This window comes from Cupriavidus sp. SK-4, assembly GCF_000611125.1.
GTDB lineage: Bacteria > Pseudomonadota > Gammaproteobacteria > Burkholderiales > Burkholderiaceae > Cupriavidus > Cupriavidus necator.
The window spans coordinates 49937-64979 of sequence record NZ_JFJW01000018.1 but is presented as its reverse complement, the minus strand read 5'-3'; the positions used below and the strand labels follow the sequence as shown (position 1 = coordinate 64979).

The following is a 15043-nucleotide window of genomic DNA, read 5'->3' as shown; positions in this document are numbered from 1 at the left end:
GGCTTAGCTGACGATGCCGAGGTGCCAGGGCACGAACTCGTTGTCGCCCAGGCCCAGCGCTTCGCTCTTGGTCGGCTCGCCGGAGGCTGCGCGCAGGATATGTTCGAAGATCCGCTGGCCCATCTGCGGCACGGTCAGCTCGCCGTCGAGCACCAGCCCGCAGTTGATGTCCATGTCTTCTTCCAGGCGGTGGTAAATCGCCGAGTTGGATGCGAGCTTGATCGTCGGCGCGGGCTTGGAGCCGAACATCGAACCGCGGCCGGTGGTAAAGCAGATCAGGTTGGCGCCGCTGGCGATCTGGCCGGTGACGGCCACCGGGTCATAGCCGGGCGAGTCCATGAACACAAAGCCGGCCTGGTCGATCGGCTCGGCGTATTCGTACACCGCCTGCAGCGGCGTGGTGCCGCCCTTCATGGCCGAGCCCAGCGATTTCTCGAAGATATTGGCCAGGCCGCCCTGCTGGTTGCCGTGGCCGACCACGCCGTTGAACTGGGCGTTGTGGCCGGCGGTGTAGCGCTCCCACCAGGCCAGGCGGTCCAGCAGCTTCTGGCCGACCTCGGGCGTCACCGCGCGGCGTGTGAGCATGAATTCCACGCCGTGGATTTCCGGGGTCTCGGACAGGATGGCGGTGCCGCCATGGCGCACCAGGATGTCCATCGCCGCGCCCAGCGCCGGGTTGGCGCTGATGCCGGAAAAGCCGTCCGAGCCGCCGCATTCCAGCCCGATCTTCAGATGGCTGGCCGATACCGGCTGGCGCACCGCGGCATTGGCCGCGGGCAGCATCGATTCGATCGCGCGAATGCCTGCGGCAATGGTGGCACGCGTGCCGCCGCTATCCTGCATCACCAGCGTATGCACTGCGGGGCCCGGCTCCAGCCCCTGCGATTCCACCAGCGATGCCACCTGGTTGCGCTCGCAGCCCAGGCCGACGATCAGCACGCCGGCCAGGTTGGGATGGCGCGCATAGCCGGCCAGCGTGCGGCGCAACACGTCGAAGTGCTCGCTCGGCGATGACATGCCGCAGCCGCTGGTCTGCGCGAAGGCGACCACGCCATCGACGTTCGGAAAGGCTGCCAGCCGCTCCGCTGTGAAATGCGCGGCGATCTGGCGGATCACGGTGGACGAGCAATTGACCGACGACAGGATGCCGATGAAATTGCGCGTGCCCACGCGTCCGTCCGGGCGCACAAAGCCGTTGAAGGTGGCGCGCCGGGCCTCGGGCACATAGTCCACCGGCCGCACGTCCTGGCAGAACGCCGGGTCGCGGTAGAAATCGACCAGGGTCAGGTTGTGCGAATGCACGTGGTCGCCCTGGGCGATATCGCGCGCGGCCACGCCGATGACGGTGTCGAACTTGCGCACCGGCGTGCCGGCCGCGATGGCGCAGGCAGCGATCTTGTGGCCGGCCGGCACCTGCGCGCGCACGCGCACGGCGGGGTCGGCCAGCTGCTGGCCAAGGCTGAGGTCGCTGCGGGCGACCAGCACGTTGTCGTTGGCGTGCAGGCGGATGACGGGATTCGGATTCACTTGGACTTGGCCTTGGACGGCAATCAGCCTTGCTGCAGCAGTTCTTTCAGCTTGAGGCGCTGGATCAGCTGGGTTTCCTGGTCATAGACGCTGGCCACGTACTTCTTGTAGTCAGGACCGTCCAGGTACATCACGGGCGCATCCAGGCGCGCCGCCACCTGCTTGAACTCGTTGCTGGCCACCGCGGCGCGGAAGGCGTCGCGCAGCTTCTTTTCCACGGCGGGCGGCAGGCCCTTCGGGGCGCCGATGCCGTTGGGCGCTTCCACCACCACGTTGTAGCCCAGCTCCTTGAGCGTCGGCGTGTCCTTGAAGCGGGTCGCGCGCTGTTCGCCCCAGGTGGCCAGCAGGCGCAGCTTGCCGGCTTCCACGTGCGGCGCCCACGAGCTGGAATCGGCCAGCAGGTCCACCTGCCCGGCCAGCACGTCCTGCAGCGCTGCGGCGCCGCCCTTGTAGGCGATCGCGTTGAACTGGATGCCCGCGGCCAGCGCGAACTGCTCCATGCCGACGTGGGTGGCCCCGCCGATGCCGGCGTGCGCATAGGTGATCTTGCCGGGGCTGGCCTTGGCGGCGGCCACCACGTCCTGCAGCGTCTTGTAGCGCGAGCCGGCCGGCACGGCGATGCCGAAGGTCTGGCCCGAGGTACGCGCCAGGTAGGTCAGCTCGGTGCGCGGGTCCAGCTGCAGCATGCCGAGCTGCGCGAAGCGCGTCACCGAGATCGGGATCTGGCCGATGGTGTAGCCGTCCGGATTGGCGCGCGCCAGGGCCTTGGTGCCGATCATGCCGGAGGCGCCTGCGCGGTTCTCGACCACGATCGACTGCTTGAGTATGCCACTGGCCACCTGGCACAGCGCGCGCATTGACTGGTCAGCGGTGCCGCCCACCGGCCAAGGGCAGATAAAGGTGATGGGACGATCGGGATACTCGGCGGCCAGCGCCCGTGCAGCAGGCAGCAGCATGCCGGCAGCACCCGCTGCAGCTCCGATGAGCAGGCGGCGGCGCTTGGAATCGATGGGGAATCCTTGGGTCATTTGCGGGTGTCTCCGATGTTTTCATTATCGGCGGGACCGGCGCAGCCAGCCTCGTCATGCCCGCATTCTGTCGCGCCTCAACATAACAATCCAATCAAAGAACGGCATTGCTTCATAACCTTAAGGTTAGATAGACTGGCGGGCATGGTACAGATCGATCGCGCGCTGCGCTCCAATATCAAGCTGCGCCACCTGCAACTGCTGGTGGCGCTGGATGAGTTCCGCCACCTCGGCCGCACAGCGGAGTTCCTGTCCGTGAGCCAGCCGGCAGTGTCCAAGGTGCTGACCGAAGTCGAAAGGATGCTGGGTCTGTCGCTGTTCACGCGCTCCACCCGCGGCACCGAGCCCACCCCCGCCGGTGAATCGCTGGTGCGCTTTGCGCGCTCGGTGCTGGCCCAGTACGAGCAGACCCGCGACGAGATCGCCGCGGTGCAGAGCGGCGCTTCCGGCCGCATCCGCGTGGGCTCGATGGGGGCGGCGCTGCCGGTGCTGCTGGCGCAGGCCGTGGGCACGCTCAAGGACCGCCACGCGCGCGCCACCGTGCTGGTGGAGGAAGGCGACCTGACCCACCTGCTGCCCAAGCTGCGGCTGCGCGAGCTGGACCTGATCGTGGGCCGGCTGGAGCCGGGCTATGCCGCGCCGGACCTGCTGACCGAAGCCCTCTATGAAGAACCGATGGTGGTCGTGGTCCGGCGCGGCCACAAGCTGGCGCGCAAGGCCCGCCCCAGTTGGGCCGACCTGGCGGCGATGCCCTGCGTGCTGCCGCCGCCGTGGGCCTCGCTGCGCGTGAAGATCGAGCAGGCCTTCTATCGGCACGGCCTGCACCCGCCGCAGGATGTCATCGAGACCTCGTCCTACCTGGCGCAGGCCACCTTTGTCGGCCAGCGCGGCGCGGCCGGCTTCATGGCTGAGTCGGTGGCGCTGTCGTTGCAGGAGGAAGGCCAGTTGCACGTGCTGAAGATGGCCGTGCCGGTCGACTTGCCCCCGGTCGGCATCATCACGTTGCGCGAGCGGGCGCCGTCGCTCGGCACCGACCAACTGGTGGAATGCCTGCGCGAGGCTGCGGCGCAGATCAGAGCCGTCTAGCCTGCGCGCGCCATCAACACGGGCACCGAAGTGGCCAGCAGCGCCACGCCGGATACGGTCAGCAGCGTCAGCACGACCTTGCGGAAGGTGGCCTCGCTGATACCCAGGTAAAGCCGCGTGCCCAACAGCGTGGGCACCAGCATTGCGGGCGCCACCACCAGGAACATCGGCAGCATCTCGCGCGTGACGATGCCCTTGCCCACATAGGCGGCCATGGTCATGGCCAGCGTGGCGAGGTTGAAGTTCTGGATCACCGCGCGCTGCTCGTCCTTGTCGAAGCCGCGCAGCGTGCACCACAGCGTGGGGATCACGCCGGTAAAACCACCGATGCCGCCCATCACGCCGCCGGCCGCACCGGCCACGCCATCGGCCACGCGCCCGCCCACGCCGATATGGGGCAACTTGCGCACCATCAGCATCACCGGGCACCACAGGGTTAGGAAGCCGCCGAGCACTACCTTGAACCACTGTGCGTCGAGCATCGGCAGGATCGCCACGCCCAAGGGGATGCCGGCCACGCCGCCGGCCACGAACGGCCACAGCCTCCGCCACGACAGCCCGCGCCGCACCGACACCGCCGCCAGCAGCTGGCCGGTAAGCGCGCCGAACACGGTCATGGCCGACGCCAGCTGCGGCTCGATCGCCCAGGCCCAGAACGACATCGCCACCATGCCGAAGGCAAAGCCCGACAGCCCCTGGACAAAGCCGGCCACGGCGGCGCCGGCGATCACGATCAGCAAGGTGGAATCCATGGCAAGCAGGGCTGCGTCAGGTAGTGGCAGACGCGATGTTCAAGGGCTTCTGAGAAGCGCATGACTATGCACTTCTTTGCCCCGCTTGTCAGCCGCTGACTCTGCTGCGCCGCGCAAAACTGATACGGTATTTTTTCAATGAGGTGATGCTGTTCTGTTCGTCCCGGCTCCGTTAGCATGGTTGCCATCGACAAGGGCACCGGGCCGCTTTAAGCGGCGCCGGCGGCACCGGGTGCGGCGATATGTCACCCGTACGCCACCGGTAGCAACAGTGCCCTTTGCTGCGCGCGCGGCGTACACTACGCTTTACCGCACGCGCCTACGGCCCGCGCCCCGGCGCGCCCTGCCGACCGGCCCCGGCCTGCCAGACGGCAGTGCCGCGCCCGTCCCAGGCGTGCGCCAGGCCAGCGCCACGGAGAACAACAATGTTTGGTTTGACCGCGCTCGACCTCGCCCGCACGCAGTTTGCGTTCACGATTTCTTTCCACATCATTTTTCCGGCGATCACCATCGGCCTGGCCGCCTACCTGGCGGTGCTGGAAGGCTGCTGGCTGCGCACGCAGCGCACGCATTACCGCGACCTCTACCACTTCTGGTCCAAGATCTTTGCCGTCAATTTCGGCATGGGGGTGGTGTCCGGGCTGGTGATGGCCTACCAGTTCGGCACCAACTGGAGCTTCTTCTCCGAGTTCGCGGGCAGCATCACCGGGCCATTGCTGACCTATGAGGTGCTGACCGCGTTCTTCCTGGAAGCGGGCTTCCTGGGCGTGATGCTGTTCGGCTGGAACCGCGTCGGGCCGGGGCTGCATTTCTTTGCCACGGTGATGGTGGCGCTCGGCACGCTGATCTCCGCCACCTGGATCCTGGCATCCAACAGCTGGATGCAGACGCCGGCGGGCTTCGAGATCATCAACGGCCGCGTGGTGCCGACCAACTGGTTCGAAGTCATCTTCAACCCGTCGTTCCCCTACCGCCTAGTGCATATGAGCGTGGCGGCGTTCCTGGCCACGGCGCTGTTCGTCGGCGCCTCCGCCGCCTGGCACCTGCTGCGCGGGCGCGACAACCCCGCCATCCGCAAGATGCTGTCGATGGCGATGTGGATGCTGCTGATCGTCGCGCCGATCCAGGCCGTGATCGGCGACATGCACGGCCTGAACACGCTCAAGCACCAGCCCGCCAAGATCGCCGCGCTGGAAGGGCACTGGGAGAACAAGGGCAATGAAGGCCTGCCGCTGCTGCTGTTCGGCTGGCCCGACATGGCGCGCGAAGAGACGCGCTTCGCGGTCGAGGTGCCGCGCCTGGGCAGCCTGATCCTGACCCATACCTGGGACGGGCAGATCAAGGGCCTGAAGGAGTTCGCGCCGCAGGACCGGCCCAATTCCACCATCCTGTTCTGGTCGTTCCGCGTGATGGTGGGGCTGGGGCTGCTGATGATCCTGCTGGGCGTGTGGAGCCTGCTGCTGCGCCGGGGCGAGCGCATGTACCGCTCGCGCGGCTTCCTGCATATGGCGCTGTGGATGGGGCCCACCGGCCTGATCGCCATCCTGGCCGGCTGGTTCACCACCGAGGTCGGGCGCCAGCCGTGGGTGGTCTACGGGCTGCAGCGCACCGCCGACGCGGTGTCGCCGCACGGCGTGCCAGAGCTGGCGGTGACGCTGGCGATCTTCGTGGTGGCGTACTTCTTCGTGTTCGGCGTCGGCATCGCCTACATGATGCGGCTGGTGCGCAAGGGTCCGGCGCTGGAAGAAACCAAGCCGGAAGGCGGCCCCGGACGCGAGCATACGCCGGCACGGCCATTGTCAGCGGTGGATGACGACGAAGCGCTCGCCCCCGCCACCACTGCACGCACCCGGAGCTGACACCATGGGCATCGACCTCTCGCTTCTCTGGATCGTCATCATCTTCTTCGGCGTGATGATGTACGTGGTGATGGACGGCTTCGACCTGGGCATCGGCATGCTTTACCCGTTCGTGCCGGACCGGCATGACCGCGACGTGATGATGAATACTGTCGCGCCGGTCTGGGACGGCAACGAGACCTGGCTGGTGCTGGGCGGCGCCGGGCTGCTGGCGGCATTCCCGCTGGCGTATTCGGTGGTGCTGAGCGCGCTCTACCTGCCGCTAATGCTGATGTTGCTGGGCCTGATCTTCCGCGGCGTGGCGTTCGAGTTCCGCTTCAAGGCCAACGACCGCGAGCGCCCGGTGTGGGATGCCGCCTTTATCCTGGGCTCGGCCACGGCCAGTTTCTTCCAGGGCGTGGCGCTGGGCGCCTATATCGATGGCATCAAGCTGGAGGGCCACCGCTTTGCCGGCGGCCCGCTGGACTGGCTCACGCCCTTCCCGCTGTTCTGCGGCGTGGGGCTGATGGTGGCCTACACGGTGCTGGGCAGCACCTGGCTGATCATGAAGACCGAGGGCGAGCTGCAGCAGCGCATGATCAAGCTGACCGGCACGCTGGCGTGGCTGCTGCTGGCGGTGATCGCCGTGATCAGCCTGTGGACGCCGCTGACGCATCCCGAGATTGCCGAGCGCTGGTTCAGCCTGCCCAACCTGTTCTGGTTCTCGCCGGTGCCGATCCTGGTGGCGCTGTGCATGTTCATGCTGATGCGCGCGCTGCGGCACGAACCGGATATCTCGCCGTTCATGTACGCGCTGGGGCTGGTGTTCCTGGGCTACAGCGGGCTGGCAATCAGCGTCTGGCCCAATATCATCCCGCCGGGAATCTCGATCTGGGACGCCGCCGCGCCGCCGCAAAGCCAGGGCTTTGCGCTGGTAGGGGCGCTGTTCATCATCCCCTTCATCCTGATGTACACGGTGTGGGCCTACTACGTGTTCCGCGGCAAGGTGCGCCACGGCGAGGGCTACCACTGATGGATATGGATACACAGCGCCCGGGGACCGGCACCTGGCTGCGCCGCATCGGCTGGCTGGTGCTGATCTGGGCCGCCAGCGTGGCGGCACTGGGCGTGGCCGCGTGGGTGCTGCGGATCATCATGCAGGGCGTCGGCTTGCGCAGCTGACGCCCCGCCCAAGGGCAACGCCGTCCTCAGAGCTGGACCGAGGCCTCGCCGATGCCATCGAACTCCGCAGTCACCAGGTCGCCTGCCGATGCGTCCAGGATGCCGACCCAGGTGCCGGTGGTGACGACCGTGCCGGCCTCTACGCGTCGCCCGTCGCGCGTGGCGTGGCGCAGCCAGGCGACCAGTCCATAGGCCGGATCGCCCAGCGCGTGGGTGCCGCGGCGCTCGGTCGCTTGCGTGCCGATCCGCACCCGGCAATGCTGTGCTGCCCAGTCCCGCGCGGCATAGTCACGCCATTCGCCAAGCACCAGGGCGCCGTGGGACTGCAGGTCGGCCAGCTTCAGCAGCGCGGGCGTGGCGAGATACTGCCGCCAGCGCGAATCGACGACTTCAATCGACACCGCCATCGCATCGATCAGCCCGGCCGCACCGGCAAAGTCGAGCGCGGCAGCCTGCGCGGCGTCAACACCCTGCCCCAGCCGCAACGCAATTTCCGCCTCGATGCCGCGCCATGTGAAATGCCAGTCGCCGGCATGCGCTGGGCTGGTCCAGACCCCGGCCGGAGGCAATTGGGCATGTGTCAGCACCGCTTCGCGCGAGGCACCGCCGGATTTCCAGTAGCCGGCGCCTGACACTTGCCAGCCAAGCGCGCGGGCCACGGCCGACTGTACGGCGTAGGCCTGTTCGGCATTCTCAAGCACGGTGGCAAATTGCTCTGCATCGGCGCAGCCCTGTTCGCTACGCGCGCTGAGCAGGGCCTGCGCGACCCGATCGATATTGGAAGATGTCATGCCTTGGGTATTTCCTTGAATGAGGGATGAATATTGCCCGGTATCCCGCTCCCGGCAAGCGCGCGCAGCACGCTGCCGGGAGCGGGCCGGTCTCAGGAACCGCTGGCGCTGGCCGCGGTGCCACTGACCGCAGGCCCGGGTTCGTCGTCGGCGGCGGTCTCGCCCATGGCGCGGCCGAAGGTTTCCGGCGCGAACTGCACGGCCAGCGCAAACACTGCGTACATCGCCGCGAGCATGCTGAACATGCCGCCAACGCCGTAGGTTTCGAACACGCGCCCGCTGATCAGCGGCGTCAGCGCCCCTGCCAGGGTGCCGAGCGCCAGGATCAGCGAGGTGCCGAACGCGCGGACGTGGGTGGGATACTGCTCCGGCGCGAAGATCCAGATCGACGTGTTCAGCAACACCACGCAGAAGGTGAAGGCCGCGCCGAACAGCAGCACCAGGCCCACGTTATACGTCAGGAAGCCGAAGCACAACCCGGCCGCGCAGGCCAGTCCCGCGCCTATCGTCAGCACCCGCTTGCGCGGAAAGTGATAGCCGCAGTACGACGCCGCGAGCGCGCCAAACAGGCTGCCGCTCTGCATCACCATGGTGAAGAGAAAGCTCTTGGAGATGGTGTAGCCCTGCGACATCAGGATGGTCGGCATCAGCGTCAGCACCGAGATCTGCGCGCCGTACGTCATGGACACCGCAATCCCCAGCGCGATCGTGCGCCGTCCCAGGCGGCCCTTGAAGATGTCGCTCAGGCTCACCTTGGTGCGCGGCGCGTCGTCCTGGATCGCGGCCTTGATATAGGGCGTCGGCTCGACGTCGAGCTTGCCCAGGCGGCCGGATGCGAGCACCGACAGCACCCGGTTGGCCTCGTCCACGCGCCCCTTGGACAGCAGGAAGCGCGGCGTCTCCGGAATAAAGCGCCGGTAGAACACGACGAAGAATGCCGGCAGCACCAGGCAGGCAAACAGCCAGCGCCAGCTGTCCGGACCCGGGAACATGGCGAATACCGCCAGGCCGAAGGCCGGTGCCAGCATATTGCCCAGGCCGCCGCTGCCCACGCTGACCAGCCCCACCGCGGTACCGCGGAAGCGCGTCGAGCACAGCTCGGCCAGCATGGTCACGGCGATCGAGATCTCCCCGCCCAGGCCGATGCCGACGATAAAGCGGCCCACCGCCAGCACCCCATAGTTCGGTGCCAGCGCGCAGATGATGGCGCCCAGCGTGAACAGCAGCAGGTTGGCGCTCAGCATCGTGCGCCTGCCGTAGCGGTCCGCGATATAGCCGGAGCCGATGCGTCCCAGCGCGGCGGCGCTGAAGGTCAGCGTATTGAGAAAGCCGATCTCCGCCACCGAGATGCCCCACTGCTCGCGCAGCATGGGGCCGATCAGGCCGACGGCGTTCTGTTCGAAGACATCGAACATCACCCCGAGCATGATCATGAAGATGATCTTCTTGTGCGATGCCGTCACCCCGATGCCATCCATGGCTCGGTCGAGCTCATGCTGCTGTGGGGAATTCGGCGATTGAACTACAGTTTCTGCGCCCATCTTTGTCTCCTCCTCGTTTCGAGGTTGTCGCGCTATGTCCGCGACCATGTCGCCGCCGTGTCCGGGGCGTTTGTAGAGCAGCGATAAAACTTCGTTCCGGCGCGCGCCTATTCCAGCGCGGGCGTCGAGTGCGGCGGCCGGCGCGCGCGCAAGGCCTGCTCGGCCGCATAGGCCAGCCGTATCAGCACGGGTTCGGTGAAAGGCAGGCCAAAGAACTCCAGCCCGACCGGCACACCCTGGGGTGCGTTGCCGTCCGGCGCTGAGAATCCGGCCGGAATCACGATGGCCGGAAAGCCGGTGGCCGACGCAAGCACGCCGTTGCGCTCTGCCTGGGTCTCGCCGACCGGCACCACCAGGCGCCGCTGGTGCGGAAATGCCAGCGCATCAAGCCGATGCCGCGCCATCAGGTGCTGCAGCCGCTGGCGCAATGCCTGCTGGCGCTGCAGGCGTTCGCGGTACTCCCCTTCCCGCTCGCTCAGCGCTGCTGCGGTGGCGAGGGTTCCCGCCACGCTTGGATGGACAGAGCCGGCAGCGATGATGTCCTTCATCGATCGCACCGGGACGCCGGGGGGCAGCCCGGCCAGGTAGGCATCGAGATCGCGCTCCATCTCGTAGTGGTGCACAAGCGTGGAGGCCAGCAACTCATCCGGGCTGATGGCGTCGTCAAGGGCGACCAGCTCGGCGCCTTGTGCAGCGATGGTGGCCAGCGCTGCCTGCATCACGGCGTTGACGGGACGGTGCACATCCTGGTCGCCGAAGAAATGGCGCAGCACGCCGATGCGCGCGCCCCTGAGTCCGTCGCGGTCAAGGCTGGCGGCATAGCTCGCCGGGATGTGGGGCGCGCCCTGGCTGGTGACCGGGTCGGCCGGGTCATAGCCGGCGATGACATCGAGCAGCAGCGCCGTATCGGCGACAGTGCGGGTGATCGGGCCGATGGTGTCCTGCGTCAGCCCGCAAGGGACCAGCCCGGCCCGGCTGATCAGGCCCATGGTCGGGCGCAGGCCGACCAGGTTGTTTGCCGAGGCCGGCGAGCGGATGGAATTGACCCCGTCGGTGCCGATGCCAAGCAGGCCGAAGCTGGCTGCGATGCCGGCGCCGGTCCCGCCGCTGGAACCGCCGGGCGTGCGGGTCAGGTCATAGGGATTGAGGGTCTGGCCAGACAGGGTGCTGACCGTCTCGCCGCCGGAGGCAAGCTCGTGCAGGTTGGTCTTGGCCAGGACGATGGCGCCCGCCTCGCGCAGCCGGCGGATGACGAAGGCATCGTCGGTGGACAGGTTGCCGCGCAGGCAGGCGGCGCCGGCCGTGGTTTCCATGCCGCCGCATTCGATGTTGTCCTTGACCAGCACCGGGATGCCATGCAGCGGCGGCAGCGCCCGCGTTGGGTTGCGCCCCGCCATGGCGTCGATGCGTCCGGCCTCTTCCAGCGCCTGCGGGTTGCGCTGCAGGATGCTGCGCAGGGCGGGACCGCCCCGGTCATAGGCCGAGATGCGCGCGAGGCATGCGCTGGCCAGTTGGCGCGCCGTCAGCCTGCCGTCGCGCATCGCGGCATGCGCGCCTGCAACGGTGGCTTCCACCACGCTGAACGGCGCGTGCTGGCCCGGGCCGTCCGGCACCGGTTCGTACGAGATTGTCATGAGAGCCTTCCATGCGCCGGCAAGGGCGCGAAGTGTTTGGGAGGTGATGGGCAGGCGGGGCAGCGGCACGGTGCCGCACCCCGCTTTGTCTCGCTATCGGTTGACCAGGCGGGCAGGTATTGTCCAGATGCAGAACGCACCCAGCATCAGCATCCCGGCAATCATGTAGTAGGCACTGTTGCCGCTCTGGGTCACGTCGCGCAGGTAGCCGATCATGTAGCCGCTGGTAAAGCCGGCAAGGTTGCCGATCGAGTTGCTCATGGCGATGGCCGTGGCCAACGCCGCGCCGCTGAGGAAAGCCGTCGGCAGGGACCAGAACAGCGGCGTGCAGGTCAGGATGCCGGCTGCGGCGATCGACAGGAACACCAGGGACAGCGCGGTGCTGTGCATGACCCAGGGCAACGCCAGGAAGCCGATCGCGCCCATCATGCACGGGATGATCAGGTGCCAGCGCCGCTCGCGATGCTTGTCGGCACTGCGGCCGAAGAAGTACATCGCGACAATGGCCGCCATATACGGTATCGCGCTCAGCATGCCGATATGGAGCGGGTCGCTGACACCGGTGGACTTGATGAACGTGGGTAGCCAGAGCGTGATGCCGTACTGGCCCGTGACATAGCAGAAGCAGATCAGGCTGATCAGCCAGACGCGCGGATCGGTAAACACCTTGCCGACACGTGCCTGCGGGTCCACCGTCTTGACGTCTTCAGCCTTGGCCAGCTCAAGCACGCGCTTTTCGTCGCTGGTGAGCCACTTGGCCTTGGCAATGGAGTTGTCCAGGTAGTAGAAGCAGAAGCCACCCAGCAGTATCGCCGGCACCGCCTCGATGATGAACATCCATTGCCAGCCGCCCCAGCCAGACACGCCGGCCATGCTGCCCATCAGGAAGCCGGACAGCGGATTGCCGATGATGCCGGACAGCGGCGAACCCATGCAGTAGATGGCCATGATCTTGGCACGCCGGTGCGACGGGTACCAGCACGACAGGTAGTACACGATGCCTGGCGTGAAGCCGGCTTCGGCCAGCCCCAGCAGGAAGCGCAGCGTGTAGAACTGGGTTGGCGTCTGCACGAACGCAAAGCACGCGGAGAGTATCCCCCACGTGATCATGATCCGGCCGATCCACACCTTGGCGCCAAACTTGTGCAATGCCAGGTTGCTCGGCACCTCGAACAGGAAGTAGCCGATAAAGAAAATCCCGGCTCCCAGCCCGTAGACGGTTTCGCTGAAGCCCAGTTGCTGCGACATCTGGAGCTTGGCAAAACCTACGTTGACACGATCGAGATAAGCAATCAGGAAGCAGACCATCAGGAATGGCACCAGCCTCCAGCTCACCTTGCGATAGGTCGCATCCTCGAACGTCCTGATCCTTGTTCCCGCCTGCAGGGTTGTATCCACAGCGTCTCCTCTGTTTTTTGTCAGGTACCGCGGTGCTGCGCTGATCCGTTGTGATCAGTCCGGCGGGGGCGTTGCGCACACGTGGCGCCCGCCCCCGTCTCGGATGGCAGTGGCTGCGTCAGGCGGCAGCCTTGAGCGACAGCGGCGTGGCGTGCGCGGCGAGATAGTCCATGGCGGCAACGGTGCCGCTGCCCGCGAGCGCAACGCCCGAGATCTTCAGGCCCATCTCGCAGCCGGCCAGCGTGGCCATCAGCGTGAGGTCGTTGCAGTCGCCCAGATGGCCGATGCGGAACATGCGGCCCTTGACCTTGCCCAGGCCGGCGCCGAGCGACATGTTGAAGCGGTCATAGATGTTCCTGCGCACCACGTCCGCGTCGATCCCCTCGGGCATCATCACGCCGGTCAGCACCGGGCTGTAGACGGAGGGGTCCGCGCACTGGATCTCCAGGCCCCAGGCATTGACCGCGCGGCGGCAGGCTTCGGCCAGGCGCTGGTGGCGGGCGAAGACGTTGTCCAGCCCTTCCTCAAGGATCATGTCGAGGGCTTCGGACAGGCCATAGAGCAGGTTCGTGCTGGGGGTATAGGGCCAGTAGCCGGTCCGGTTCATCTCGATGATTTCATCCCAGCCCCAGAAGCTGCGCGGCAGCCGGGCCGTGCGGGAAGCTTCGATGGCCTTGGGCGACACCGCATTGAAGCTGATGCCAGGCGGCAGCATCAGGCCCTTCTGCGAGCCGGACACGGTCACGTCCACGCCCCACTCGTCATGCCGGTAATCGGCGGACGCCAGCCCGGAGATGGTGTCGACCAGCAGCAGCGCCGGGTGTCCGGCCGCATCGATGGCACGGCGCACGGCGGCGATATCCGAGGTCACGCCGGTCGAGGTCTCGTTGTGCACCACGCACACTGCCTTGATCGCATGCGCGCTGTCGGCACGCAGGCGGGCCTCGATCATGTCGGCCTGCACCCCGTGGCGCCAGCCCTCCACGCCCGGCAGGCCGAGGAACTCGGGCTTGATGCCCAGGTTCTCGGCCATCTTCTTCCACAGCGTGGCGAAGTGGCCGGTCTCGAACATCAGCACCGTGTCGCCGGGGCTCAGCGTGTTCGACAGCGCCGCTTCCCAGGCGCCCGTGCCCGAAGCCGGATAGATCACCACCGGCTGCTCGGTCTTGAAGATCTTCTTGATGCCGTCCAGCACCTTGAGGCCCAGCGCGCCGAATTCCGGGCCGCGATGGTCGATGGTCGGATAGCTGATGGCGCGCAGGATGCGATCGGGAACCGGGCTCGGTCCGGGGATCTGCAGGAAGTGGCGGCCGGCGGGATGGAAGTTGAGATTCAGCATTTGACTCCTCCTATTGAGTTTTGAATGCAAAATACTTTATCAGATGAGTGACGGAAAAACAGCGAGGATTGCGTGGAAATTCTCTAGCGTTTACCCGACAAATTAAGGGTTTACCTGCGTTTTTGAGTTCCAGTTGAGAGTCTGCTAAAATTGAACGCAATCACGCGATAGGAATTTTGAATGCAAATGGTCGCAACTTCCGGCACGGATTCGCCGGCCCCGGTACTGCCCAGGCTCGAACGGCAACGCTTGCACGACACCGTGGTGGCCCACCTGCGCACCTTCATCGTCGAGGGCACCCTGGAACCGGGCAGAAAGCTCAATGAGCGCGAACTGTGCGAGACCCTGGGCATCTCCCGCACGCCGCTGCGCGAGGCCCTGAAGGTGCTGGCGGCAGAGGGGCTGATCGATATCTCGCCCAACCGCGGGGCGACCGTATCGCGCCTGTCCGGGGCGGAGATCCAGGACACGTTTGAGCTGATGAGCGGGCTGGAAGCCTTTTCCGGCGAACTGGCCTGCGAACGCATCACGGCCGTGGAACTGGCCGAGATCAAGGCCTTGCACTATGCGATGCTGGCTTGCCGGGCAAATGACGACCTGCCCGGCTATTACCGGATCAACCACCAGATCCATGACCGCATCAACCTGGCCGCCCGCAATTCGGCGCTGCGCCAGACCTATCTGTCGGTGAACCGGCGGCTGCAGGCGCTGCGCTTCCGCTCCAACTATCAGAAGCCGAAGTGGGACAGCGCCATCCACGACCACGAAGAGATGCTGCAGGCACTTGAGGCGCGCGATGGCAAGCGGCTTGCCGCCATCCTGCGCCAGCACCTGCTGGACAAGCGCGACGCGGTGCTGCTGATCCAGGCAGGCGATGCCGTTGGCACGCCCCAGGCATAGGACGCTGGCGCCACCCTCACCCCAAGA

General features: G+C 66.6%; 13 protein-coding genes. 5 read left to right on the top strand and 8 right to left on the bottom strand.

From position 1 onward, the window contains the following. Positions 1–3 precede the first annotated feature (3 nt). Together CF68_RS04080 and CF68_RS04075 are read right to left on the bottom strand one after the other, a co-directional pair. The gene (locus tag CF68_RS04080) at positions 4–1527 is read right to left on the bottom strand and encodes a UxaA family hydrolase (RefSeq protein ID WP_035816240.1); all 1524 of its coding nucleotides are present in this window, start codon (positions 1525–1527) and stop codon (positions 4–6) included. A 23-nt stretch (positions 1528–1550) separates the two neighbouring features. Continuing rightward, complete coding sequence (locus tag CF68_RS04075; RefSeq protein ID WP_035816238.1) at positions 1551–2555, bottom strand: tripartite tricarboxylate transporter substrate binding protein; 1005 nt, start codon at positions 2553–2555, stop codon at positions 1551–1553. A gap of 144 nt (positions 2556–2699) precedes the next feature. On the opposite strand from CF68_RS04075, the gene CF68_RS04070 reads away from it, so the two are divergent. Beyond that, positions 2700–3641, top strand: coding sequence for a LysR substrate-binding domain-containing protein (locus CF68_RS04070; RefSeq protein ID WP_035816237.1), 942 nt, complete (start codon positions 2700–2702; stop codon positions 3639–3641). Here the strand turns inward: CF68_RS04070 and CF68_RS04065 are convergent. Further along, positions 3638–4393 (bottom strand): sulfite exporter TauE/SafE family protein, encoded by a 756-nt coding sequence (locus CF68_RS04065; protein ID WP_035816236.1) that lies wholly within the window; start codon positions 4391–4393, stop codon positions 3638–3640. The two genes, CF68_RS04070 and CF68_RS04065, sit on opposite strands and share 4 nt — an antisense overlap. Positions 4394–4818: 425 nt before the next feature. Here CF68_RS04065 and CF68_RS04060 point away from each other — a divergent pair, with 425 nt between their 5' ends. Genes CF68_RS04060 through CF68_RS35970 form a run of 3 tightly spaced genes read left to right on the top strand, consistent with a single transcriptional unit; the run spans position 4819 to position 7413 of the window. Next, positions 4819–6252 (top strand): cytochrome ubiquinol oxidase subunit I, encoded by a 1434-nt coding sequence (locus CF68_RS04060; RefSeq protein WP_035816235.1) that lies wholly within the window; start codon positions 4819–4821, stop codon positions 6250–6252. 4 nt (positions 6253–6256) lie between these two features. Next, complete coding sequence (gene cydB / locus CF68_RS04055; RefSeq protein WP_035816234.1) at positions 6257–7264, top strand: cytochrome d ubiquinol oxidase subunit II; 1008 nt, start codon at positions 6257–6259, stop codon at positions 7262–7264. Beyond that, the gene (locus CF68_RS35970; protein ID WP_084187059.1) at positions 7264–7413 is read left to right on the top strand and encodes a DUF2474 domain-containing protein; all 150 of its coding nucleotides are present in this window, start codon (positions 7264–7266) and stop codon (positions 7411–7413) included. Before cydB ends, CF68_RS35970 begins: the two co-directional genes overlap by 1 nt. Positions 7414–7439: 26 nt before the next feature. On the opposite strand, the gene CF68_RS04050 is transcribed toward CF68_RS35970, so the two are convergent. From CF68_RS04050 to CF68_RS04030, 5 genes are all read right to left on the bottom strand, one after another. Next, positions 7440–8204, bottom strand: a complete 765-nt coding sequence (locus CF68_RS04050; RefSeq protein ID WP_035816232.1) for a fumarylacetoacetate hydrolase family protein — start codon at positions 8202–8204, stop codon at positions 7440–7442. A gap of 92 nt (positions 8205–8296) precedes the next feature. Continuing rightward, on the bottom strand, positions 8297–9745 hold the full coding sequence (locus tag CF68_RS04045; RefSeq protein WP_035816230.1) for an MFS transporter: 1449 nt from the start codon (positions 9743–9745) through the stop codon (positions 8297–8299). A 107-nt stretch (positions 9746–9852) separates the two neighbouring features. Next, on the bottom strand, positions 9853–11379 hold the full coding sequence (locus tag CF68_RS04040) for an amidase family protein (RefSeq protein ID WP_035816228.1): 1527 nt from the start codon (positions 11377–11379) through the stop codon (positions 9853–9855). Between the two features lie 93 nt (positions 11380–11472). Beyond that, entirely contained in the window at positions 11473–12777 is a 1305-nt protein-coding gene (locus CF68_RS04035) for an MFS transporter (RefSeq protein WP_051591392.1), read from the bottom strand. A gap of 118 nt (positions 12778–12895) precedes the next feature. Then, a complete protein-coding gene (locus CF68_RS04030) occupies positions 12896–14116 on the bottom strand; it encodes an alanine--glyoxylate aminotransferase family protein (RefSeq protein WP_035816226.1) in 1221 nt (406 codons plus the stop codon). A gap of 180 nt (positions 14117–14296) precedes the next feature. Here CF68_RS04030 and CF68_RS04025 point away from each other — a divergent pair, with 180 nt between their 5' ends. Further along, positions 14297–15016 (top strand): GntR family transcriptional regulator, encoded by a 720-nt coding sequence (locus CF68_RS04025; RefSeq protein WP_035816225.1) that lies wholly within the window; start codon positions 14297–14299, stop codon positions 15014–15016. Positions 15017–15043 lie beyond the last annotated feature (27 nt).

Excerpts from the sequence above, each read along its gene's own strand:
- CF68_RS04075 (WP_035816238.1), bottom strand. The coding sequence starts at position 2,555 with ATGACCCAAGGATTCCCCATCGATTCCAAGCGCCGCCGCCTGCTCATC.
- CF68_RS04070 (WP_035816237.1), top strand. The coding sequence starts at position 2,700 with ATGGTACAGATCGATCGCGCGCTGCGCTCCAATATCAAGCTGCGCCAC.
- CF68_RS04065 (WP_035816236.1), bottom strand. The coding sequence starts at position 4,393 with ATGGATTCCACCTTGCTGATCGTGATCGCCGGCGCCGCCGTGGCCGGC.
- CF68_RS04060 (WP_035816235.1), top strand. The coding sequence starts at position 4,819 with ATGTTTGGTTTGACCGCGCTCGACCTCGCCCGCACGCAGTTTGCGTTC.
- cydB (WP_035816234.1), top strand. The coding sequence starts at position 6,257 with ATGGGCATCGACCTCTCGCTTCTCTGGATCGTCATCATCTTCTTCGGC.
- CF68_RS35970 (WP_084187059.1), top strand. The coding sequence starts at position 7,264 with ATGGATATGGATACACAGCGCCCGGGGACCGGCACCTGGCTGCGCCGC.
- CF68_RS04050 (WP_035816232.1), bottom strand. The coding sequence starts at position 8,204 with ATGACATCTTCCAATATCGATCGGGTCGCGCAGGCCCTGCTCAGCGCG.
- CF68_RS04045 (WP_035816230.1), bottom strand. The coding sequence starts at position 9,745 with ATGGGCGCAGAAACTGTAGTTCAATCGCCGAATTCCCCACAGCAGCAT.
- CF68_RS04040 (WP_035816228.1), bottom strand. The coding sequence starts at position 11,379 with ATGACAATCTCGTACGAACCGGTGCCGGACGGCCCGGGCCAGCACGCG.
- CF68_RS04030 (WP_035816226.1), bottom strand. The coding sequence starts at position 14,116 with ATGCTGAATCTCAACTTCCATCCCGCCGGCCGCCACTTCCTGCAGATC.
- CF68_RS04025 (WP_035816225.1), top strand. The coding sequence starts at position 14,297 with ATGCAAATGGTCGCAACTTCCGGCACGGATTCGCCGGCCCCGGTACTG.